Origin of the sequence: Rhizobium bangladeshense (assembly GCF_017357245.1) — a bacterium.
GTDB lineage: Bacteria > Pseudomonadota > Alphaproteobacteria > Rhizobiales > Rhizobiaceae > Rhizobium > Rhizobium bangladeshense.
Window position 1 is genome coordinate 1,863,798 of sequence record NZ_CP071612.1, and the last position, 20,471, is coordinate 1,884,268.

Genomic DNA, 20,471 nt, shown 5'->3' on the forward strand with positions numbered 1-20,471 from the left:
TCAAAAGTTTCATGCGGGGAGCTTTTTTCCGCCGTGACATGAAAAAGGCCGGCATATGCCGGCCTCTCTGAGCGTGGTGTTTCAAAGCGGGCGATAACCTGGTCAGTTGTCGTATTCGCGGCAGGCTTCGCTGATCGAGGCGCCGCTCTGACCGCCGCGCGTGTCGATACCGGTACCCTGCTGCGGCATGCCGGCGCATTCCATCGCCTGCGGCTGGCGGATGCTTTGTGTCGTGGTCGGATCAACCGGTGCGACTTGGACAGGACGAATACCATTGTCGCTGTTGGTGTAGTCGGAAGAATAGTTAGGCGAACTCGGATCGGTCGATCCGCCATTGGTCGGTCCGATAGGATCAGGGTTCGACTGGGCAAAGGCTGACGACGCCATGCCGATCGCAAGCAACGAAGCGGCAATAAGAGATTTGGTCATGAGGATATCCTCCTTTGATTTTCATCATGGATGACCTCTGGGTAACCACCTGGAGGAATCATTGTTCCGATATTTTTGAGAAACCTGCACGCGAGCCTTGCATGGTCACGCTTAAACCTTAACGGGCGAAGCCGCTGGATCGGCCACGCCGCCTGCCTTGGTGGCATGGCAAGGCCCCTATGTTCGTTGCTCCACGCGAGGCCGCAGATCTTGGGCTGCAGATTGCGCTTGCACTCGCCCTGACGGCAGGCTGAAGCGGTCGCATTGGCGGCCGTGGGTGGCGAGAAGGCGGGTATCTCAGCGATTGTTGTCGGCCGCCCGCTATGGACCGCAGTCCCGATGCGCATCGACCCCGCAGAAATGGCCGATCTCCGCGCTGACCCGCTCACGGCGTAGGAACTCCCAGACCGCTCCAAACAACTGTGCCAGACCGGATAGGCTTGCGCGTCTCCCTGCGATTTGATTGCCACCTCGGGTACGACGGCCTTCTAAAACAGATCTCGCGTCAAGGTGTTTCCGAGGGTTGCAAAACGCAGCAATTTGCCGTTTCATCGTCGACAGCGACAACCATCCGACACTCCTCCTTAACGAGATCCGCCCTTGCACCCGCCGATGCCCCATGGCTTCGAGAAGCCCTATGCCGCCTTCCTGTTCGACATGGACGGCACCATCCTCAATTCGATTCTCGCCGCCGAGCGGGTTTGGAGCGACTGGGCAAGACGCCATGGACTCGATGTCGCAACCTTCTTGCCGAAGATGCATGGATCGCGCGGCATTGACACGATTACCCGGCTGAACCTGCCAGGCGTCGATCCCGAATACGAAGCACGGCTGGTGACCGAGGCCGAAATTGCTGATGTCGGCGATGTCGTTGCCATTCCAGGCGCGGCCGCCTTCCTCAGTTCGTTACCGCCGGAGCGCTGGGCGATCGTCACCTCTTCGCCATTGCGCCTCGCCCGCCGCCGGCTCGAAGCGGCCGGCCTGCCGTTGCCGAAATTCATGGTGACGGCGGAGGATGTGGCGGTCGGCAAGCCCGATCCGCAATGTTATATTCTCGGCGCCGAACGCCTTGGTGTCAGCACGCAGGATTGTCTGGTATTTGAGGATGTCGCAGCCGGCATTAAGGCCGGCGAGGCGGCGGGCGCCGATGTCATGGTGGTTACGGCGACCCATCACCATAAGATGGAAACACCGCATCCGAGCATCTCTTCCTACAATGAGATCGCCGTTCGCATCTCGGCCGGCCACAAAATGTTCGTCGGTGCGAAGCCGGCTTGACATCCAGCCGACCGTATCCTCAGTTGCTGTTCATTCCGCCGCTGCGGCGAGACAGCGATCGATAATCCTTCCGATTTCGCTGCGGCAGGAGCCGCAATTGGTTCCGGCGCTCGTTTCTTTGCCGACTGCTTCAACGCTGTGGCATCCGCCCCGCACTGCAGCAGCGATCTGGTTGACCCCGACACTGAAGCAGGAGCAGACGGTTGCACCGGGATCCGCTCTGCCGGCCCCCGGACGGCCTGCGACCAGCGCAAAACGTTTCCTGAGGTCGCCATGCGCCGCGGTGAGCTGCGAGATCGCCCAATTGCGTGCAACCGCAACCGGCTCTCGTGCGAGAAACAGAGCGGCAAGCAGGACCTCGCCATCGAAGAAGGCAAGTCTGAGATCGCCGGACTGCCGATCGGCGTACCCCAGCGGTTCGATCTCGGGCGGAATGGCGAACAACCTCCGGCACCAGGCGATCCAGTCTTCGACGGCCTCCGTGAAGGCAAGCTCCAGTCGCCAGCCGCCGGCAGCTTTCGCCACCGCCCAATAGGCCGCGTCGGGTGTGGCCGGTTTTGTCGCCGAGACCGCAAAACCATAATGCGCGGCGCGTAAGGGCCGAACGGCGACGGCAACGTTCTTCGACGCCGGTTGGCCAGAAAGAGGATCGGTGATCGGCGCGACCACGGCATCGATGCGCGCTTTTGCAGCGAACTGGTCGTTCCAGTGCATTGGTGCGAAGATGCCGCCGCGCGCCTGGCGGTCGGTCACCAGCGCCCGCACGATCGCCTTGCCGTGAGGGCTCTCGATTTCCACGAGTCCGGCGCTTGATATACCGGCTTCGATCGCATCGCGCGGATGGATTTCGGCAAAGGGTTCGGCGATATGGGCGGACAGCCGAGCGCTCTTCCCGGTTCGCGTCATCGTGTGCCACTGGTCGCGGATGCGGCCGGTGTTCAGCGTGAAGGGGAAATCGGTACTGGTGCGATCCGTCGCGGGCGGTTTCACTGCAATGAAACGCGCCTTGCCATCGGCATGGAAGAAACCGCCCTCGGCGAAGAAGCGGGTGACGCCGGCTGCCGTTCCTGCCGGCTGCGGCCATTGAAAGGGCGACAGTTCGTCATAGGCGCGGCCGCTGATGCCGGCGCGCGCACCAATGTCGAAATCGCGGCTGCCGTTGTTTTCGAAGGCGGAAAGTGCCGCATGTTCCGCAAAGATTGCGGCCGGCGCGTCAAAATCGAAAGCGGCGCCAAATCCCATGCGGCGTGCGACCTCCGCAAGCTGCCACCAGTCAGCCCTGGCGTCGCCCGGGACGTGGAGAAACGGCCGCTGCCTAGAAATGCGCCGTTCGGAATTGGTGACGGTACCGTTCTTCTCGCCCCAGCCGAGCGAGGGCAAAAGTACATGGGCGTGACGGGTCGTGTCCGTATCCTTCAGGATGTCCGACACGACCACGAAAGGACAGGCGGCGATCGCGCTTTCGACGTTGTCGGCGTCCGGCATCGAGACAACCGGATTGGTGGCCATGACCCAGAGCGCCTTGATGCGCCCGTCGGCCACCGCACGGAACATGTCGACCGCCTTCAGTCCGGGTTTTGCGGCGATGACCGGCGAGCTCCAGAAGCGCTGAACGCGGTCCCGGTCATCCGCACTTTCGATCGCCATATGGGCGGCAAGCATATTGGCGAGGCCGCCGACCTCTCGCCCGCCCATGGCGTTCGGCTGACCGGTCAGCGAGAACGGTCCCATGCCGGGCCGACCGACGCGGCCGGTCGCGAGGTGACAGTTGAGGATGGCATTGACCTTGTCGGTGCCGGAGGAGGATTGGTTGACGCCCTGGCTGTAACAGGTGACCACTTTCTCGGTCGTCTCAAACAGGCGGAAGAACTCCCTGATCTGCATCGCCGGCAGGCCGGTCCGTTCCAGGAGATCGTTGATATCAAGGGCGGCTGCGGTCGCGAAAGCGTCGCCGAAGCCTTCCGTATGGGCGGCGATATAGTTCTGGTCGACTGCCGGGCTCGTCGCAAGATGCGCAAGCAGTCCCATGAACAGCGCAACGTCGCTGTCCGGGCGGATTGCCAGATGCAGGTCCGCGATGTCGCATGTCATCGTCCGGCGCGGATCGATAACGACGATCCGCATGTTTGGCCGCGCCGTCTTAGCGGCGGCGAGCCGCTGGTAAATGACGGGGTGACACCAGGCAAGGTTGGAGCCGGTCAGAACGACCAGATCGGCGAGTTCGATATCCTCATAGGTGCCGGGCACTGTATCGGCGCCAAAGGCGCGGCGATGCCCTGCAACGGACGAGGACATGCAGAGCCTGGAATTGGTATCAATATTGCCGGAGCCGATGAAGCCCTTCATCAGCTTGTTGGCGATGTAATAGTCTTCGGTGAGCAATTGGCCGGAGACGTAGAAGGCAACCGAATCCGGCCCGTGTTCGGCGATCGTTTCGGAAAATCGCCGCGCGACCAGATCGAGCGCCTCATCCCAGCCGCTCCGCTCGCCTTCGATTTCGGGGTAAAGAAGCCGGCCGTCGAGATCGATGGTTTCGGCAAGCGCCGAACCCTTCGAGCAGAGCCGGCCGAAATTCGACGGATGCTCGGGATCGCCCTTGACGCTGACGGCGCCCGCCTCGTCGACCGTGGCGATAACGCCGCAGCCGACGCCGCAATAGGGGCAGGTGGTCTTGGTTTCAGCCGCCATCTATTCCGCCGCCATCATCAGGCTTTCCAGAGCGATGAAGAGGGCGCCGTCCTCGTTGCGAACGGGTATGGTTCGCACCTCACCCTTGTCGGCACCGAGCGCTTTGCCGGTTTCGAGAGAGATCACCCAGTTGTGCAGCGGGCAGGTAACGGCCTTGGCATGCACGATGCCCTGCGAGAGCGGACCACCCTTGTGGGGGCAGTGATCCTCGATGGCGAAAACCTCGTTTTCCGCCGTGCGGAAGACGGCGATCTTGCCTTGCGGCGTCTTTACGCAGCGGGCGCCGCGTAAGGGGATGTCGGAGATGTCACCGATTGGATGCCAGTTTTCATTGGGCCAGTTCATGTCCATCTCCTTACTCGGCTGCCTGCTGATAGCCGATCGTCGCCATCGGCTTGAACTCGTGCTTGTCCTTGCCCGAAACGCGCTCCGACCAGGGGTCGACCTGGGCGAATTTCTGGGAGAAGACGAAGCGGTCGTAATAGGCTTTGCGCTTCTCGGCATCGCCCAGAATCTGCCGGCGGATTTCCTCCAGGCCGATGCGCTTCGCCCACTTGTAGATGCGCTCGAGATAGCGCGCCTGCTCGCGGTACATCTGCGTCAGGGCAACGATATGCTCCAGTGCCTCGTCCTCGGTCTTCACAAGCCCGAGCACCTCGGTACCCTTGATGTCGAGACCGGCCGCGCCGGCGAAGTGGATTTCGAAGCCGGAATCCACGCAGATCACGCCGATATCCTTGCAGGTCGCTTCCGCGCAGTTACGCGGGCAGCCGGAAACCGCCATCTTCAGCTTGGCCGGTGTCCACGATCCCCACATGAATTTCTCGATGCGGATGCCGAGACCCGTGGAATCCTGCGTGCCGAAGCGGCACCAGTCCGAACCAACACAGGTCTTCACCGTGCGCAGACCTTTGGCATAGGCCTGGCCGGAGACGAAGCCGGCCTTGCCAAGATCGGCCCAGACGGCAGGCAGGTCTTCCTTTTCCACGCCCAGCAGATCGATGCGCTGGCCGCCCGTCACCTTCACCATCGGGATGGCAAACTTGTCGACGACATCGGCGATAGCGCGAAGCTCTGTCGATGAGGTGACGCCGCCCCACATACGCGGAACGACCGAATAGGTGCCGTCCTTCTGGATATTGGCGTGGACGCGCTCGTTGATGAAGCGCGACTGGTAGTCGTCCGCATATTCGTCGGGCCAATCGCAGACGAGGTAATAGTTGAGTGCGGGGCGACATTTGGCACAGCCGCAGGAGGTCTTCCACTCGAGCTCCTGCATGACGGCGGGGATGCTCTTCAGCCCCTTTGCCTTGATCAGCCGCCGGACATCGTCATGCCCAAGTTCGGTGCAGGTGCACATCGGCTGGACGGCAGCCGGATTGTAGCTGTCTCCGAGCGTCAGCGCCATCAGCTGTTCGACGAGGCCGGTGCAGGAACCGCAGGAGGCGGATGCCTTCGTATGGGCGCGGACGTCGTCGAGCGACGTCAGCCCCTTGGAGGTGATCGTCGAGGTGATCTTGCCCTTGCATACGCCGTTGCAGCCACAGATTTCCGCGTCATCCGGCAAGGCTGCAACGGCCGCCATAGGGTCCAGCGGTGACCCTCCCTGATAGGCCTGACCGAAGATCAGCGTCTCACGCATCTCCGAAATATCGGTCGCCTTCTTCTTCAGGTCGTTGAACCAGGCGCCGTCGGCGGTTTCGCCGTAGAGCACGGTGCCGATGATCTTGTTGTCCTTCAGCACCAGGCGCTTGTAGATGCCGGCGCTGGCATCGCGCAGCACGATCTCTTCGCGATCGTCACCATCAGCGAAGTCACCGAGAGAATAAAGCTCGATGCCGGTGACCTTCAGCTTGGTCGGCGTGTCGGCGTGAACGAAGGCGGGCGAGCGATCGCCGGAGAGATGCGCGGCCGCGATGCGGGCCATTTCATAAAGCGGGGCAACGAGGCCATAGACCATGCCGCCCACCTCGGCGCATTCGCCGAGCGCAAGAATATTGCCGTCCGAAGTCTGCATGCCGGCATCGACGACGATGCCGCGATTGACCGCCAGGCCGGCGTCCTTCGCCAGGCCGACATTCGGGCGAATGCCGACCGCCATGACGACAAGAGTCGCCGGAATGATGCGACCGTCGTCGAGCTCGATGCCCTCTACCCTGCCATTGCCGATGATTGCCTTGGTATTGGCCTTGCAGATGACCTTGATACCGCGCTCCTCGACTGCCTTCTGCAAGAGATAGCCGGCGGCGGGGTCAAGCTGGCGCTCCATCAGCGTCGGCATGACATGTAGTACGGTGACATCCATGCCGCGCTGGGCAAGGCCGGCTGCCGCTTCAAGCCCGAGCAGGCCGCCGCCGATGACGACGGCCTTTTCACGGGACTGGGCGGCAAGCAGCATGGCCTGCACGTCGTCGAGGTCGCGATAGGTGATGACGCCGGGCAGATCCTTGCCGGGCACCGGGATGATGAAGGGCACCGAACCCGTGGCAATCACCAGCTTGTCGTAGCTTTCGGTGACGCCGTGGTCGGAGGTGACCGTCTTGGCGGCGCGATCGATGTTGACGATCCTGTGGCCCTTATAGAGCGTGATGCCATGCTTGATATACCAGCCGTCGCCGTGGATGATGATCTGCTCGTAGTCCTTTTCTCCGGAGAGAACCGGCGACAGCATGATACGGTCGTAATTGACGCGTGGTTCGGCGTTGAAGATCGTAACTTCATAGCGTCCAGGCGCCTGCTCGAAGAGGTGCTCCAGCATGCGCCCGGGCGCCATGCCATTGCCGATGATAACGAGTTTTTCGGTCATATTTACAGTCCTTGGATCAGGTTGCAGCCACGGGCGCAGAGTGCCCCTGGCGCGACAATTGCTTGACGGACAGATGCATCCAGATGAGCGAGATCGCGACGATCGCGAAGAGCAGCAGGAAACAGCTGGACCAAAGGCCGGTCATGTCCTTGAGAAGGCCAAAGGCGATCGGGAGAATGAAGCCCCCGAGCCCACCCATCATCCCGACGATGCCACCTACGGCGCCGACGTTTTCGGGGTAATAGGCCGGAATGTGCTTGTAGACGGCGGCCTTGCCGAGGCTCATGAAGAAGCCGAGCACGAAGATGACGACGATAAAGATGGCTGGTGTGATGGCCGAGGCCGGCAGTGACAGGACGAGCGTGGCCACGGCCGAAACCGCAAACATCGCATACATGACGCTGCGCGCGCCTTTCTTGTCCGACAGCACGCCGCCGAACGCGCGGAAGATGCTGCCTGGGATCGAATAGGCGGCTGCGATCATGCCGGCCGTTTCCAGGTTGAAGTCATAGACGCCGACCAGATAGCGCGGCAGCCACAGGGACAGGGCGACGAAGCCGCCGAAGGCGAAGAAATAGTAGAGCGAGAAGCGCCAGACCTGGACGTTCTGCAGCGGCGCGAATTCCGCGGCAAGGCTCTTGGAGGCGACGCCGCGTTCGCGACGAAGACGGAAAGCCGGATCATCGGTCGTGGTGAACCAGAAGACGATTGCCATCAGTGCGAGGCCGACAGCCCAGATCTGCGCAACTGCCTGCCATCCCCACGCGATCAGCACGAAGGGTGCTGCGAATTTGGTCACTGCCGCACCAACATTGCCGGCGCCGAAGATCCCGAGCGCCGTGCCTTGCTTGTCCGCGGGGAAGAAGGGCGAGACATAGGCGACACCGACTGCGAAGGAGCCGCCGGCAAGGCCGACACCGAGGCCGGCGATCAGCATCTGCGTATAAGTTTGGGCGTAGGAAAGCAGGAAAGTCGCCAATGCAGCGGCAAGCATTGTCAGCGTATAGACGAGCCGACCGCCGTAACGCCCGGTCCAGATGCCGAGGACAATGCGCACCACCGATCCCGTCAGGACGGGGGTGCCGACGAGCAATCCGAATTCGGCCTCGTTCAAGCCGAGGTCCTGTTTGATGCGAATGCCGATGATCGCGAAGATCGTCCAGACGGCAAAACAGAGGGTGAAGGCCACCGTGGAAATCCACAGTGCTTTGGCTGGTTCGCTGGCGGACATGGGCGGCGCTTTCTCGATGGCAGACATAGCTTCTCCGTGGCACGACAAGGTCGTGCCGATCCATTGCTGAGGGTTAAAAACAAAAAGCCGCTGACCAGGATGCGCTTGCACGAGGCGCGCGAAATATCCTGATCAGCGGCTTTGCTGGTGGCGCCCGCCGTTGGGCGCCTAATCATTGGCCTTTTGGCCTGTCTATCTCAGAGCACTCCGAATATCGGCTTGCTGAACATTTGATCCACTGCGACTATTTCGCGTCGCAACCAACTCCCGTGTCTTTTATGAGCGCCTGCGTGTGCCCATTCTGCGCAGATCGCCGTTGATCCGTGCGATATCTAGGAAGCAAGCGCCGTGCCAACTCCAGATATAATCGGCAAGGTACTGAACGGAAACAATTTTCAGGCGATTCGCACGCTGCCTGTTTTTCAGGCCTCCGGCAGGTGTGCAAATGTTTTGTGCGTCGCGGTAGGGCGGATGCCGAACTTGTTGGCGTTTTGTAAAGCCGGCGCGGCATCAGATTTCGTCGCCGCCGGGAGCAAACGGCAGGGCTCTCCTGACTGCGAAGCCTGCGATATAATCCGGCAGCTCTGCGGGATCGAAGACCCTGCCATCCATGAAGCGATCTCCCTCTTCGCTACCCTCGACGCGGATATCGGCGTCGAGGGGCGCGTTATTGTCGCCGAGAGCTGCACGGTAGAGATCCGGACGATAGGCAGAGGTCGCTGCCCGCGCCTTGTTGAGGCTGGCTTCTGCCTGCCCCCAGCGGATCATCTGGCTGTAGATCCACAAGGCGTGGCTCGGTCTCGGATAATTGGCGAAGCCAGAATGGAACTGGAAATAATCGGGAATGACGCGCCGGTTGCTCTTTGCGTCTAGGCTGAATTCGCCGGCGAGCACACGGCGGATGATGTCGACCGGTGCGGCGATATAGCGGGAGTCGGCAAGCGCGGCCGCCAGCGTGTCGTGATTGTCCGGCCGGTCGCACCAGCGGGCCGCAGCATCGAGCGCCACGATCAGCCGGGAAACGGTTTCCGGATGGCTTTCCGCCCAGTCCGGCCGCATGCCGATCACCTTTTCCGGAGCCGAAGGCCAGATATCTTGTTTGGCGGCGACGATACGGCCGAGACCCCGCTCCGAGGCAACCATGTTCCACGGGGCGCCGACGCAGAATCCATCGATCGCGCCAGCCGCCAGCGCATCCGACGTCATCGGCGGCGGTACGACGACGAGCTTGACGTCCTTGTCTGGATCGATGCCGCCAGCCGCCAGCCAGTAACGGAATTCGTAATTGTGGGAAGAGAAGGGATAGGTTACCCCGAAGGTCGGGAGCGGCTCGCTGCGTGCTTTCATCGCCGCTACTGATTTTGCGAGGGCGCGGGCATTGTCGAGCGCGCTTCCCGTTTCCGGCAGCCCGGCGTCATCCCGCATCCGGTCGAAGAGCCGCATCGACAGCGTGATCGCGTTCCCGCCGCGACCCAGCGAGAACGGCGTGATCGTCGGCGAGGGATTGGAACCGAGACCGAGCATGGAGGCGACAGGCATCGGCGACAGCATGTGGGCGATATCGAATTGGCGGAATGCCAGGCGATCGCGCATATTCGCCCAGGAGACGTCCTTGACGAGGTCGAGCGTCAAGCCTTCCCTCTGGGCAAAGCCGAATTCTGCTGCCGCAATCAGCACCGACGCATCGACGAGCGGAATGAAACCGGCCCTGAGTACCTTCGGTCCTTCGTTATTCGCGCGCGCCGGCGAGGGCAGCCCGCCGCCCGATTTGGCGGTCATCGTCATCATGTTCACTCCGGTTTCCTCCGGATATTCGCCAAATCGGCCATCACATCAAAAGTCCCGCTGCGGTGACGACGCTCTGAGCGATTTCCGACATCTTCTTCTTTTCGTTCATTGCCGTCTGACGCAGCAGCGCGAAGGCCTCTTCCTCGGATAGGCCACGCATCTTCATGAGAATGCCCTTTGCACGCTCGATGAGCTTGCGTTCCTCAAGCGCCGAGCGGGCGTCGGCAAGTTCCCGCCGTAACCGGCTGAAGGCATTGAAGCGGCTGACGGCCATGTCGAGGATCGGTTTGACGCGCTCCTTCTTCAGTCCGTCAACGATATAGGCTGACACGCCGGCATCGACGGCGGCCTCGATGGAGGCGGTATCGGAGCGATCGACGAACATGGCGATCGGGCGGCTGACGGTGCGCGTCAGCTGGAACAGGTGTTCCATCATGTCGCGGTTGGGGTTCTCGATATCGATGATGATCACGTCGGGCATCAGAGTTTCGATGATTCGGGCGATGCCATTGACCTCATGGACCACGGTGACGCGCGCGTGCCCTGCCTCGCGCAGCCCTTCCTCGATGATGGAGGCGCGTATGGCATTTTCGTCGATTACCAGAATTGTCAGATCGCGATGCGTCATGCCGATATTTATGACGCGCTGCAGCAATTTTGGCAAGATGTTCGCCTGAAAACTGTGCAAAAATAGGAGTGCCTAAAGATTAGTCAAATTGCCGCAGTTTCAGGCGCGCAGGAAAACTGATGTCTATCGCTGCGCCCTGGCTGGCCCCGAGCCCGGCGGCGATGCTACGTGCAAGACCGGGCCTCTTCCTTGCTTAGCCACCGCAAAAATAATGCCGCAGCAGGCCGGAAATCGAAAGAGCATGCCTTCGGTTATCATGGTATATGACTTAGTTAAAATCGTGGGCTGGGAATTTTACCATCGACCGATGCGAGCTGGTAATCGCAATTTCGCGTCCGTTTCTGGCGGATGATCCCATGCCTCGATTTGAGATGAAAAAATTGAACACCAGGCTTGGAGGGCCGACCATGAGCTTACGTATCAACGATATTGCCCCTGACTTTACCGCCGACACGACGCAGGGACCGATCAGCTTCCATGACTGGATCGGCAACGGTTGGGCCGTGCTGTTTTCGCATCCGAAGAATTTTACGCCTGTCTGCACGACCGAACTCGGCGCCATGGCCGGTCTTGCCGGCGAGTTTGAGAAGCGCGGCGTCAAGATTATCGGCATCTCCGTCGATCCGGTCGAAAGCCATGCCAAGTGGAAAGGTGACATCAAGACCGCTACTGGCTTCGATGTCGATTATCCCCTGATCGGAGATAAGGACCTGAAGGTCGCCAAGCTCTACGACATGCTGCCGGCCGGCGCCGGTGAGACCTCTGAAGGTCGCACACCAGCCGACAACGCGACCGTGCGCTCGGTCTTCATCATCGGTCCCGATAAGAAGATCAAGCTGATCCTGACCTATCCGATGACGACGGGCCGCAATTTCAACGAGATCCTGCGCGCCATCGACTCCATTCAACTGACGGCCAAGCACCAGGTGGCGACGCCTGCAAACTGGAATCAAGGCGAAGATGTCATCATCACCGCTGCCGTTTCCAACGAAGACGCAATCACGCGTTTTGGCTCCTTCGATACGGTTCTGCCCTATCTCAGGAAGACGAAGCAGCCGTCAGCCTGATCCAGCTTTCAAGCTCTTCCGAGCCGTCGCGGCCAATGGCCCGGCGGCTTTTTCATGCGCCATTCCAGAAATGTGGGAAGCTTCGCGCCATAATTGATGCTATCTAGAATTCACGTCGCGATGGAAGTTGGAACCCGCCGAGATCAGATGATAGTGCGAAAGTGTCAGTTCGGCGTTAGGAGGAGATCGGCGAACGCCCTGCTTTCGGTCTGTTTTCTGCTCGCCGTCCTGGAAGCGGCAAAAGCCCAGCCGGAAGAGAGCGCTGCCGAGTCGGCCTGTCTCTATTCCGGGCTCAGTGCGTCGGGAACGGGCGAAACGCTCTGCATTCGCAAAGAGAGTTTCAATCGTGACCTCTGCCTTGCGATCGGACATTTCGCCGAGGCCAATCGGTTGCCGCCGGCTTATTTCGCCCGTCTCATCTGGCGGGAGAGCACCTTTCGCCCCGACGCAGTCAGCATCAAGGGTGCGCAGGGGATTGCACAGTTCATGCCGGGAACGGCGAAACTTCGCGGTCTCGAAGACAGCTATCAGGCGCTGGAAGCATTGAGGAAATCGGCGCAATATCTCGACGAACTGCGCAATCGTTTCGGCAATCTCGGCCTCGCCGCCGCCGCCTATAATGCCGGCGAAAACGGCCTGGCGACTTACCTTACGTCAGGCAGGTTACCATCCGAGACGCGCAGTTACGTGATGGCGATCACCGCGCACACGGTCGAGGAGTGGAAAGACAATCCGCCCGAGGACGCGGCTGTCCCGCTTGAAAAGGACAAGCCCTTCCTCGACGGCTGCGTGGCGCTTGCAGATAGCCGAAGACTGAAGGAGACGCCTTGGCGTCAGGAGGGCGTCTGGGCGCCCTGGGGCGTTCAGCTGGCGGCGAATGGCGATGTCGCAGTGGCCCGGCGCATGTTTCGCGATGCCGTGCAGGATCTGCCTGCGCCATTGAATGCGGAGCAGCCGCTGATCTTGCGGCAGCGCGATCGCAGCTTCGGGTTTCGCCCGCGTTATGCCGCCCGCATCGCCCGGCAAACCCGCATAGAGGCCAACGACGTCTGTAACCAGATCCGCAAGCATGGCGGCACTTGCCTCGTTTTCAAAAACCAGTAATGGGCTTGCCCCCCGCGGCGAAAAGTCTGCTTGCAGGATCGCCCGACGCCGCAGCATAGTCGTGGCGGATCATGTCATCGGGAGGGGAGACAATGCGCGTTTTGGTCATTGGAGCAACGGGCCATATCGGAACCTACCTCGTTCCTCGTCTGGTGGAGGCGGGTCACGACGTCGTGACGATCAGCCGCGGTGCTGCAACGCCTTATACGGCAAACCGCGCCTGGGCCTTCGTGGATCAGCGACAGATGGACCGGGTAGAGATGGAACGGAAGGGTGATTTCGGTCCGGCCGTGCGGGCTTTGAATGCCGATATCGTCATCGACATGATCTGCTTCACGCTGGAAAGCGCCGAGCAGTTGGTGACGGCCCTATCAGGGCATGTCGGCCATTTCCTCCATACCGGAACGATCTGGACACATGGATACCCGGTGGCTGTGCCAACGCGGGAGGAGGCGCCGAAGTCTCCCTTCGGAGACTATGGGATCCAAAAGGCTGCGATCGAAGCCTATCTGCTGCAGCAGGCAAAGCTCCGGGGGTTTCCAGCGACCATCATCCATCCCGGCCACATTGTCGGCGAGGGATGGGCGCCGCTCAATCCGGCCGGCAATTTTAACCTGAACGTCTTTTCGACCCTTGCCCGCGGAGAGGCACTTGCGCTGCCCAATTTCGGCCTGGAGACCGTCCACCACGTCCATGCAGACGACGTGGCGGCGATGTTTATGGATGCGATCTCCAATTGGAATGCAGCCACAGGTGAAAGCTTCCATGCGGTATCGGAGCAGGCGCTGACACTTCGCGGTTACGCCGAATCCATGTCGCTATGGTTCGGGAGGGACCCGAAGCTCACCTTCGCGCCGTTCGATGTCTGGGCGGAAGGCCAGACGGACGAGGACGCGAAGGCGACATGGGAGCATATTGCCCGCAGCCCCAACTGCTCGATCGCCAAAGCCCGGCGTCTGTTGGGCTACAGCCCGAGATATACGTCCCTGCAGGCCGTGCAGGAATCGGTCGGCTGGCTTGTCGGGCAGGGGCGGATAAAGACCTGATCGCTGGGTAGTCGTTCGTGCCGCCCTAACGGATGAAGATCGCCCTGAAATCATTGACGTTGGTTCCGGTTGGGCCGGTCTCGAAGAGATCGCCGACAGCCTCGAACGCAGAATAGCTGTTATTGCCGTCGAGCAACCGGCGCGGATCGAGCCCGGCTGCCCGCAGGCGCTTGACCGTAGCGCCATCCGCAAAAGCGCCGGCATTGGCCTCCGAGCCGTCGATCCCATCCGTGTCGGCAGCCAGGACATCAATGCCGTCCTGTCCGTCGATTGCCAGCGCCATCGCAAGGGCGAATTCGCCATTGCGCCCGCCCTTGCCTCCCTTGGCCCTCAGCGTCACTGTCGTCTCGCCGCCGGATAGAATGACGACCGGCTTTGGAAATGGCCTGTTTCGCCCCACGACCTCGCGGGCGATGGCCGCATGCACCAGCGCCACGTCACGCGATTCACCTTCGACGGCATCTGACAGGATTGCCGGAGTGATCCCTTGCGTCTTCGCCTCGGCGGCGGCCGCCGCCAGCGAGACGCCGGCAGAGGCGATGATGTGATGCTCGTGCCTCAAGAATACCGGATCGTCCGGCCGCGGGGCATCAGCATTCGGCGAGTTCAGATGGTCGAGTGCGGTCTGCGGCAGCTGCAATCCGTACTGTTTGATAATCTCGAGCGCCTCGTGCCGTGTCGAACCGTCAGGAACCGTCGGTCCGGATGCTACATGGGCCGGGTTGTCGCCGGGAATGTCGGAAACAATAAGGCTGACGACTCTGGCTTTCGTCGCTGCCGCCAGCCTCCCGCCCTTGATGGTGGAGAGATGTTTGCGCACGACATTCATGGCAGAGATCGGCGCGCCCGAAGCAAGCAGCATTTCGTTGAGCGCGATCTCGTCTTCGAGGGTCAGTCCCTCCGGCGGAGCTGGCAGCAGCGCCGAACCGCCGCCGCAGATCAGCGCGATCACCAAATCGTCTTCCGACAGCTGGTTTACGGTTTCAATCAACCGCCTGGCCGCAGCGAGCCCTTTAGCGTCGGGTACCGGATGGGCTGCTTCGACGATTTCGATAAAGCGCGTTTCGCAGCCATAGCCGTATCGGGTCACCACCAGTCCCTCGAGCGGTTCGTCCCAGGCGCGTTCGAGCGCCTGCGCCATCTGCGCCGCACCTTTGCCGGCGCCGACAACCACGGTTCTTCCCTTCGGTTTTTCCGGCAGGTGCGACTTGATGCCGGTCAGCGGATCGGCGGCACGAACCGCCGCGTCGAACAGGCTTTTCAGGAAATCACGGGGGGCGGTTATCATCGTTGGTCTCTGCTGCCTTGGGTGTCGGTCATGATGGGGACTGTCGACGCATCGGCGTGGCGGCGTCAAGGCCGAAGATGGGGCGACTTGGCGGCTCTGACGCAGACTCTCGCAATTGAAAGAGCCGAACGAATAGAAAGCATTAACCATCCTCCCGTAGACAACACATAGGATCAAAGGAAACCTGTGTTCGATGGCTACTGAAACGACCCGCCGCCCCGCCGCCTCTCATGAAGGCAAGATTATTGCCTTTCCCTCCGCATCCGGAATTGCCAATGTCGAGCGTTGCGCCCGAGAACTCGGGCGGCGGCATGGCGCGGACGCGATCGAATTCTGGAAAGCCGAGTGCCGCAGGCTTGCCGATCAGCTTTTAGCCGCGGGGATGCCGGAGAGTGATGTCGGTCAGCGTGTGATGGAGTTTCAACAAGATGTCCAGATCGAACTGGTGCTCAGCCATCAGAATCAGGCCATTGCCAGATCTCAGAAACGCTGATGCATATCACCCGCAAGAAAGCGGAGGAGAGATCTGCCGCGCAGGCGACATCCGCCGAGAGCATGTCTCGCAAAAGGCGGGCAGAGGTTTGGCGGGACACGCTGAAAACAAAAACCTAAAGCGTGATCAGTGAATCTGAGAGGATCGCGACACGTTTGAGACGCATTCGCTTTTACGCTCGCATCTCCAAAGTTTGGTCTAGATGTTGCTAACGCATGTCTTCAACGGCGTTGATAGCTTTCTTCTTCGCCGCGATCCAATGGTTTCCCGCCTCGCTAGATCAGATCGTTCGTCCAGCTTGGCATGTAGCGCCTTCCTGTCTTGTGGATGGCCGATAAACCACCCTGGGACGACGGCGTATTCAACCAAAGGGGCGCAGCATTCGCTTGCGCCCCGTTCATTCATCGTCAGACCCGGGACGTGACGACGAGATCTTCCTCTTCGTCGCGTTGCGATCCTCCGAGAGCCGCGGCCGCAGCAGCGATGAAGGCGCCGACCAAAAGCGACAAGGATCCGAGCAATGCCGTGGTCGAGGCGGTTTTGCGTGCCTCGTCAGCAGCTTTCTGGGTAGCGACCTTGGCGTCGTCGATACGCTTCAGCACCGTATCGACACGGGTGCGGGCATCGGCTTCGGAAAGACCGGTCCGCGCAGAGACGATGGTGGCAAGATAGGCCTTGTCCTCATCTGGAATTTGCCCTTCCGCAGCGCCATTGAGGAGGATGCGGGAGACTTCCGATGTGGCCGCAGCATCGTTGGATGTCGCTGCCGCACGCGCCTGGTCGGGACGCAGCAAGGCGTCGGTAAAATAGGCGGTGGAAAGATCCAGCGGCGAGGTTGGCGACGATGCCGCTGCCGTACCGGCAGCGACGGCAGTTGAACCCACGGCTTGCGCGGCCGATCCCACTGCCTGTGCACCGGCACCGGCGAGCGATGTCAGCGACGATGCAAGGAATCCGGCGACGAAGATTGTCGCCAGAGCCCAGCTTATGAAACCATGCGCGGTGTCGCGGAAGAAAACCTCATCGGTGTGGACAGCCGCCCATTTTGTGCGCAGGCGGCCGGTTACATAGCCTCCGAGCGCGGAGGAAAGCCATTGCACGAGAACGAGCCAGATCGCCGCTGTGATGCCGAGCGTGCCGAGCGAACTGCTTTGACCTGACCAGGGCGACACCATGGTCAGCCCAAGCCCGGATCCTAGAAGCAGAAGGATGAGGGTCACTCCGATGGCGGCGGCTGCGCCACCGAAGATGGGTCCCCATGTCATAGCGGATTTGGAGGATTCGACCGGAGTGGCAACCTCTCCGGGACCTGTGACTGAGACCGACATGATCCGTTCCTATCGCATAAACAGAGCCAGAAGAATGATGATAGGCAGTGGAACGCCGAGCAGCCAAAGTAGAATACCGCGACCCATGAGAGACCTCCTGTCAAAGGTGACGTTACGTGGTTGATGCCACACAACTTTTAAGCACGGTGTTTGTTCCCGGCCGGTGGAACGGTTGTCTCGAAATGACCGGTTTCCTTTCAATCCCGTGGCAGCATTTGCAAGAGCAGCAGATTGCCGGAGCGGTTGCCGCATCCGTGGCATCGGAGGCGTCTGCCCAGGCTGGCAAGAGACAGGTTTTGGCCGCAGCGCCGGGCAATATCCCGCCGGTCGATAAACATCTGGCGGCCACATGCGCGGCAACGGGCATAAATGACAAACCACTCCGGTAGCGTCGACAATGTTGCTTTTTCGATTTCGACGGCGTGGCGATCAGGGGGCGCGAGGCCGATACCGGGACGATGTCTCATAGCCCTTCAAAACTTGTTGTCCGTTCGCGCCATGCCGCGGCTCACGCCCTTATCTCTCTGGGCAAGCTGGAGTCTGAGATGATGGCAATCCAGCAACAGCGTCGTGATAGCGGCACGGGCGTCTCCTTGGTGAAAAGCGACAACCGCGTCGACTTCTCCCCTCAACGCTTCTTCTGCCAATTTCTCGGTTGTCTGCGGACGCACGACCTCAATCTCCTTTGGAGCTTCCAATCTGAACATCACCTGCCGTTTTGTTGATGTTCCTATTATGTTCCCATTGCTCCTCGTGTCAAGAATGAAGCGATAGCGCATTATTTGATCATCATCCGAGGCGGCGCGAGACGCCGGGAAGTTCCTGTACGCTTTCGGACTGAAACAATCTCCGGAGGCTTTTGTTTGCTGCCTATCGCAATGAAGCAACGAGGAGGATACCCAATGCTTCTGAGAATGATGGCAGTAACAGCAATGACGATTGGCCTGGCAATGTCGGCAATGGCCCAGTCGGGTGGCGGTTCGGGATCCGGTAGCGGCAGCGGCGGCGGAGCTTCAGGGTCCGGCAACGGCACCACGTCCGGTACGGAGGCTACCGGTTCCGGCAACACCAACTCCGGCGGTGCGGGGGGGAATACGACGATCGGCGCCGGTGCGGCCGGTGCCAACAACTCCGGCGGCGATCCGAATGACTGCCAGCGCCAACAGGCCGGCGGCACCGGTAATCCGGCTCCCACCTCCGGCAACAGCTCGACACAACCTGATGCGGCAAATGCGTGCCAGTAAAAGCTCGCGCCGCTTCATCAACTTGTCCCGGAAGTCAGAGCCACTTCCGGGACACCTGCGTTGGGTGCTTTCCGGCAATGCCGCGGGAACGCCTGGCGATATCTGCCTATCTTGCACGCAGAATTTATGAAGGTCGGCAAAAATTTTTTCGCGGCTGGAGCTGATGTCCGTCGATAGGAGCGCCTATATCTTCAGGCGCAGGTTGATTTCGGAGGAGATGAGCTCGGGAAACGCTCCCGTTGTTCTCGATGGAGGGGCTCTCGCTACCGAGTGCAGTGGAAATGGGAGACGTATGCATGAATAAATTTCGAGCATCTTTAACAGCCGGAGCAATTACTCTGGCGGTCATTGCCTCAGCCTGCTCAACGCCGCCAAATTCATATGGCTCGGCATCCGGATATCAGCCGGGCGATTCCATGAATCGGGCCTGCGCCGACGGCTTCCGACCTGGCGACGGGCGTTCGTGCAGCTATTAGGAGCGACGTGCTTCAAAATCCGATGCCGGCACCCAGAACACCCATATCGAATCCTCCGGCGGCATGAGCGATCGACGCCGAGTCTTGTCATTCGCTGCCAACATGAAGAATTTTGATTCTGCAATGATTGGCGGCTTGCCGAAGCGGAACCCTTATCGCTCGTCTCCGTTCCTCTATCCTAACGACAGGAGGAATAAGCCATGGATTGGAACCGCGTCGAAGGTAACTGGAAGCAGATGAAAGGCAAGGTCAAGGAGCAGTGGGGCAAGCTGACGGACGACGATCTTGACGTCATCAATGGTAAGCGCGATCAGCTCGAAGGCAAGATCCAGGAGCGCTACGGCTACGAGAAAGACCGTACCCGGAAAGACATCGACGATTGGTATAATCGACAGACCTGGTAATTTGCATCATCGGGCGGGGGACGCTGTCTTCGGATGACACGCCCAATCTGAGGGCCTGTCCCTAGACATTTCTCGTTCATCAGCCTCCCGCTGCCGGAAGACGTGAATCGGTGCACTGGAGTTTTAACCCATTGAGTGCCGCGAACCTTGCTGAAAGCCGACGCCGGTCGAGCCGTCGTTGCAAGCGCACGCTCCGGGAGCTGCAACAACACTGAAGATCTTGAAAAATGGCTCCCCGGGCCGGATTCGAACCGGCGACCTGTCGATTAACAGTCGAATGCTCTACCGCTGAGCTACCAGGGATCACTGCTTGGCGCGGTGTGAGTGGGCTAATACAAATGCTTGCCCGATTTGCCAAGCGGTTTTTTCAAAAAAATGAAATGAACTTGTATTTGTACGGTCTGTGCCCATCTCTGGGAAATGACAAATAGGAATGAACGCCAAGAGCCAGAGGGCAACCAGAAGCGCAGAGAGCGGGCAGGGCGCTTCGGTATCGACCACGTAAACCACAGGCTTATGCTCGGTTCTTTCAGCATCGGCATGCCCCGCTCACGCATCGGGCGGATGGCAATCGGCACGGCCCTCGTTTTCTGCGGCTTGCTGGGTTTCCTGCCGGTCCTCGGTTTCTGGATGGTGCCGCTCGGCCTCCTGGTGCTCTCGCATGACCTTTCCATCGCCCGCAGGCTTCGGCGCCGGCTGGCAGTCTGGTGGCACAGGCGGGGAAAGCCGGCCGGGTGACGTCGGTCGCGGGAGACGCCATGTGGAGCGGCGGATCGCTATCCGTATCGGTACTTATTGGGCTAGAACGCTCCACATTTGTCCAGGCGAGGAAATGAAGCCGTTAGTTATTGCAGTCCTCTCGGTGGCGGCGATTGTCTCAGCCACATCAGCCGAGGCCCAAGCCGTCGACAGCCGCGGTTTTGACGCCAGCGGTATCTGCCGCCGTCCCGAAGGCTGTGTCATCGAGCAAGGCCGAGGCGGCTATAACGGCCCTCGCAACTATCGCAATTTTAACGGCCGTAACGAGCGCGACGGCAGGAACGACCGTGGTCGGGACGATCGTCGCTACCGCTCTCAGAACAGGACCTCCATTGAAAGCGTCGGCATCATCTTGGCTGATCAAGCAGTGCCGGTCGCCGAGTTCGAGCTGCATGCATCCGGATGAATGCGATT

The 20,471-nt window shown here is 60.5% G+C and carries 20 protein-coding genes, 1 tRNA gene and 1 pseudogene; 11 read left to right on the forward strand and 11 right to left on the reverse strand.

Translation table 11 applies throughout. The features are described 5' to 3' along the window. Window positions 1-102: 102 nt before the first annotated feature. Window positions 103-429, reverse strand: a complete 327-nt coding sequence (locus J2J98_RS09050) for a hypothetical protein (protein ID WP_064712877.1) — start codon at window positions 427-429, stop codon at window positions 103-105. Between the two features lie 179 nt (window positions 430-608). Here J2J98_RS09050 and J2J98_RS30835 point away from each other — a divergent pair. After that, window positions 609-921 (forward strand): annotated as a pseudogene (locus tag J2J98_RS30835) (hypothetical protein). Between the two features lie 108 nt (window positions 922-1,029). Continuing rightward, window positions 1,030-1,707 carry an HAD family hydrolase gene (locus J2J98_RS09055; RefSeq protein ID WP_138396744.1) on the forward strand — a complete coding sequence of 226 codons (678 nt, stop codon included), beginning with the start codon at window positions 1,030-1,032 and terminating at the stop codon, window positions 1,705-1,707. A 30-nt stretch (window positions 1,708-1,737) separates the two neighbouring features. Here J2J98_RS09055 and J2J98_RS09060 read toward each other — a convergent pair whose 3' ends face one another. The 6 genes from J2J98_RS09060 to J2J98_RS09085 form a co-directional block, all read right to left on the reverse strand. Continuing rightward, window positions 1,738-4,395: a nitrate reductase gene (locus J2J98_RS09060; protein ID WP_207602897.1), complete on the reverse strand. Its 2,658-nt coding sequence runs from the start codon at window positions 4,393-4,395 to the stop codon at window positions 1,738-1,740. Beyond that, window positions 4,396-4,746 (reverse strand): nitrite reductase small subunit NirD, encoded by a 351-nt coding sequence (gene nirD / locus J2J98_RS09065; protein ID WP_138396742.1) that lies wholly within the window; start codon window positions 4,744-4,746, stop codon window positions 4,396-4,398. It lies immediately after the preceding gene. 4 nt (window positions 4,747-4,750) lie between these two features. Next, window positions 4,751-7,201, reverse strand: a complete 2,451-nt coding sequence (gene nirB / locus J2J98_RS09070) for a nitrite reductase large subunit NirB (protein WP_207602898.1) — start codon at window positions 7,199-7,201, stop codon at window positions 4,751-4,753. 16 nt (window positions 7,202-7,217) lie between these two features. Then, window positions 7,218-8,459, reverse strand: coding sequence for an MFS transporter (locus J2J98_RS09075; RefSeq protein ID WP_207602899.1), 1,242 nt, complete (start codon window positions 8,457-8,459; stop codon window positions 7,218-7,220). Between the two features lie 483 nt (window positions 8,460-8,942). Beyond that, the gene (locus J2J98_RS09080; RefSeq protein ID WP_138396740.1) at window positions 8,943-10,226 is read right to left on the reverse strand and encodes a CmpA/NrtA family ABC transporter substrate-binding protein; all 1,284 of its coding nucleotides are present in this window, start codon (window positions 10,224-10,226) and stop codon (window positions 8,943-8,945) included. Between the two features lie 34 nt (window positions 10,227-10,260). After that, the gene (locus J2J98_RS09085) at window positions 10,261-10,848 is read right to left on the reverse strand and encodes an ANTAR domain-containing response regulator (protein WP_064709196.1); all 588 of its coding nucleotides are present in this window, start codon (window positions 10,846-10,848) and stop codon (window positions 10,261-10,263) included. Window positions 10,849-11,255: 407 nt separating this feature from the next. On the opposite strand from J2J98_RS09085, the gene J2J98_RS09090 reads away from it, so the two are divergent. The 3 genes from J2J98_RS09090 (at window position 11,256) to J2J98_RS09100 (ending at window position 14,065) form a co-directional block, all read left to right on the forward strand. Continuing rightward, window positions 11,256-11,915, forward strand: a complete 660-nt coding sequence (locus tag J2J98_RS09090) for a peroxiredoxin (protein ID WP_064709148.1) — start codon at window positions 11,256-11,258, stop codon at window positions 11,913-11,915. Between the two features lie 147 nt (window positions 11,916-12,062). Then, window positions 12,063-13,019 (forward strand): lytic transglycosylase domain-containing protein, encoded by a 957-nt coding sequence (locus J2J98_RS09095; RefSeq protein ID WP_246569404.1) that lies wholly within the window; start codon window positions 12,063-12,065, stop codon window positions 13,017-13,019. 92 nt (window positions 13,020-13,111) lie between these two features. Then, window positions 13,112-14,065, forward strand: a complete 954-nt coding sequence (locus J2J98_RS09100) for an NAD-dependent epimerase/dehydratase family protein (protein ID WP_138396738.1) — start codon at window positions 13,112-13,114, stop codon at window positions 14,063-14,065. A gap of 25 nt (window positions 14,066-14,090) precedes the next feature. Here the strand turns inward: J2J98_RS09100 and J2J98_RS09105 are convergent, their stop codons facing one another. Beyond that, entirely contained in the window at window positions 14,091-15,353 is a 1,263-nt protein-coding gene (locus tag J2J98_RS09105; RefSeq protein ID WP_207602901.1) for a glycerate kinase type-2 family protein, read from the reverse strand. Between the two features lie 193 nt (window positions 15,354-15,546). Here J2J98_RS09105 and J2J98_RS09110 point away from each other — a divergent pair, with 193 nt between their 5' ends. Next, window positions 15,547-15,846, forward strand: coding sequence for a DUF6074 family protein (locus J2J98_RS09110; RefSeq protein WP_207602902.1), 300 nt, complete (start codon window positions 15,547-15,549; stop codon window positions 15,844-15,846). 407 nt (window positions 15,847-16,253) lie between these two features. Here J2J98_RS09110 and J2J98_RS09115 read toward each other — a convergent pair whose 3' ends face one another. Both J2J98_RS09115 and J2J98_RS09120 read right to left on the reverse strand, forming a co-directional pair. Then, entirely contained in the window at window positions 16,254-17,174 is a 921-nt protein-coding gene (locus tag J2J98_RS09115; RefSeq protein WP_064709143.1) for a hypothetical protein, read from the reverse strand. Window positions 17,175-17,647: 473 nt separating this feature from the next. Next, window positions 17,648-17,953, reverse strand: a complete 306-nt coding sequence (locus J2J98_RS09120) for a hypothetical protein (RefSeq protein WP_246569405.1) — start codon at window positions 17,951-17,953, stop codon at window positions 17,648-17,650. A 123-nt stretch (window positions 17,954-18,076) separates the two neighbouring features. Here J2J98_RS09120 and J2J98_RS09125 point away from each other — a divergent pair, with 123 nt between their 5' ends. From J2J98_RS09125 to J2J98_RS09130, 3 genes are all read left to right on the forward strand, one after another. After that, window positions 18,077-18,418: an oxidoreductase gene (locus J2J98_RS09125; protein WP_207602903.1), complete on the forward strand. Its 342-nt coding sequence runs from the start codon at window positions 18,077-18,079 to the stop codon at window positions 18,416-18,418. 296 nt (window positions 18,419-18,714) lie between these two features. Beyond that, window positions 18,715-18,894 (forward strand): hypothetical protein, encoded by a 180-nt coding sequence (locus tag J2J98_RS30280; RefSeq protein ID WP_082930577.1) that lies wholly within the window; start codon window positions 18,715-18,717, stop codon window positions 18,892-18,894. A gap of 200 nt (window positions 18,895-19,094) precedes the next feature. Further along, entirely contained in the window at window positions 19,095-19,298 is a 204-nt protein-coding gene (locus tag J2J98_RS09130; RefSeq protein ID WP_011425094.1) for a CsbD family protein, read from the forward strand. Between the two features lie 228 nt (window positions 19,299-19,526). Here J2J98_RS09130 and J2J98_RS09135 read toward each other — a convergent pair. Continuing rightward, window positions 19,527-19,601, reverse strand: a tRNA-Asn gene (locus J2J98_RS09135). 117 nt (window positions 19,602-19,718) lie between these two features. Between J2J98_RS09135 and J2J98_RS09140 the strand changes: the two genes are divergently transcribed. Beyond that, window positions 19,719-20,036, forward strand: coding sequence for a PGPGW domain-containing protein (locus J2J98_RS09140; protein ID WP_138393954.1), 318 nt, complete (start codon window positions 19,719-19,721; stop codon window positions 20,034-20,036). A 94-nt stretch (window positions 20,037-20,130) separates the two neighbouring features. Further along, a complete protein-coding gene (locus tag J2J98_RS09145; RefSeq protein ID WP_207602904.1) occupies window positions 20,131-20,463 on the forward strand; it encodes a hypothetical protein in 333 nt (110 codons plus the stop codon). Window positions 20,464-20,471: the final 8 nt, after the last annotated feature.

Bases quoted from the DNA above. Each gene is read 5' to 3' on its own strand.
- J2J98_RS09050 (WP_064712877.1), bottom strand. From the start codon at position 429: ATGACCAAATCTCTTATTGCCGCTTCGTTGCTTGCGATCGGCATGGCG.
- J2J98_RS09060 (WP_207602897.1), bottom strand. From the start codon at position 4,395: ATGGCGGCTGAAACCAAGACCACCTGCCCCTATTGCGGCGTCGGCTGC.
- nirD (WP_138396742.1), bottom strand. From the start codon at position 4,746: ATGGACATGAACTGGCCCAATGAAAACTGGCATCCAATCGGTGACATC.
- nirB (WP_207602898.1), bottom strand. From the start codon at position 7,201: ATGACCGAAAAACTCGTTATCATCGGCAATGGCATGGCGCCCGGGCGC.
- J2J98_RS09075 (WP_207602899.1), bottom strand. From the start codon at position 8,459: ATGTCTGCCATCGAGAAAGCGCCGCCCATGTCCGCCAGCGAACCAGCC.
- J2J98_RS09085 (WP_064709196.1), bottom strand. From the start codon at position 10,848: ATGACGCATCGCGATCTGACAATTCTGGTAATCGACGAAAATGCCATA.
- J2J98_RS09090 (WP_064709148.1), top strand. From the start codon at position 11,256: ATGAGCTTACGTATCAACGATATTGCCCCTGACTTTACCGCCGACACG.
- J2J98_RS09095 (WP_246569404.1), top strand. From the start codon at position 12,063: ATGATAGTGCGAAAGTGTCAGTTCGGCGTTAGGAGGAGATCGGCGAAC.
- J2J98_RS09100 (WP_138396738.1), top strand. From the start codon at position 13,112: ATGCGCGTTTTGGTCATTGGAGCAACGGGCCATATCGGAACCTACCTC.
- J2J98_RS09105 (WP_207602901.1), bottom strand. From the start codon at position 15,353: ATGATAACCGCCCCCCGTGATTTCCTGAAAAGCCTGTTCGACGCGGCG.
- J2J98_RS09110 (WP_207602902.1), top strand. From the start codon at position 15,547: ATGGCTACTGAAACGACCCGCCGCCCCGCCGCCTCTCATGAAGGCAAG.
- J2J98_RS09115 (WP_064709143.1), bottom strand. From the start codon at position 17,174: ATGTCGGTCTCAGTCACAGGTCCCGGAGAGGTTGCCACTCCGGTCGAA.
- J2J98_RS09120 (WP_246569405.1), bottom strand. From the start codon at position 17,953: ATGCGCTATCGCTTCATTCTTGACACGAGGAGCAATGGGAACATAATA.
- J2J98_RS09125 (WP_207602903.1), top strand. From the start codon at position 18,077: ATGCTTCTGAGAATGATGGCAGTAACAGCAATGACGATTGGCCTGGCA.
- J2J98_RS30280 (WP_082930577.1), top strand. From the start codon at position 18,715: ATGAATAAATTTCGAGCATCTTTAACAGCCGGAGCAATTACTCTGGCG.
- J2J98_RS09130 (WP_011425094.1), top strand. From the start codon at position 19,095: ATGGATTGGAACCGCGTCGAAGGTAACTGGAAGCAGATGAAAGGCAAG.
- J2J98_RS09140 (WP_138393954.1), top strand. From the start codon at position 19,719: ATGACAAATAGGAATGAACGCCAAGAGCCAGAGGGCAACCAGAAGCGC.
- J2J98_RS09145 (WP_207602904.1), top strand. From the start codon at position 20,131: ATGAAGCCGTTAGTTATTGCAGTCCTCTCGGTGGCGGCGATTGTCTCA.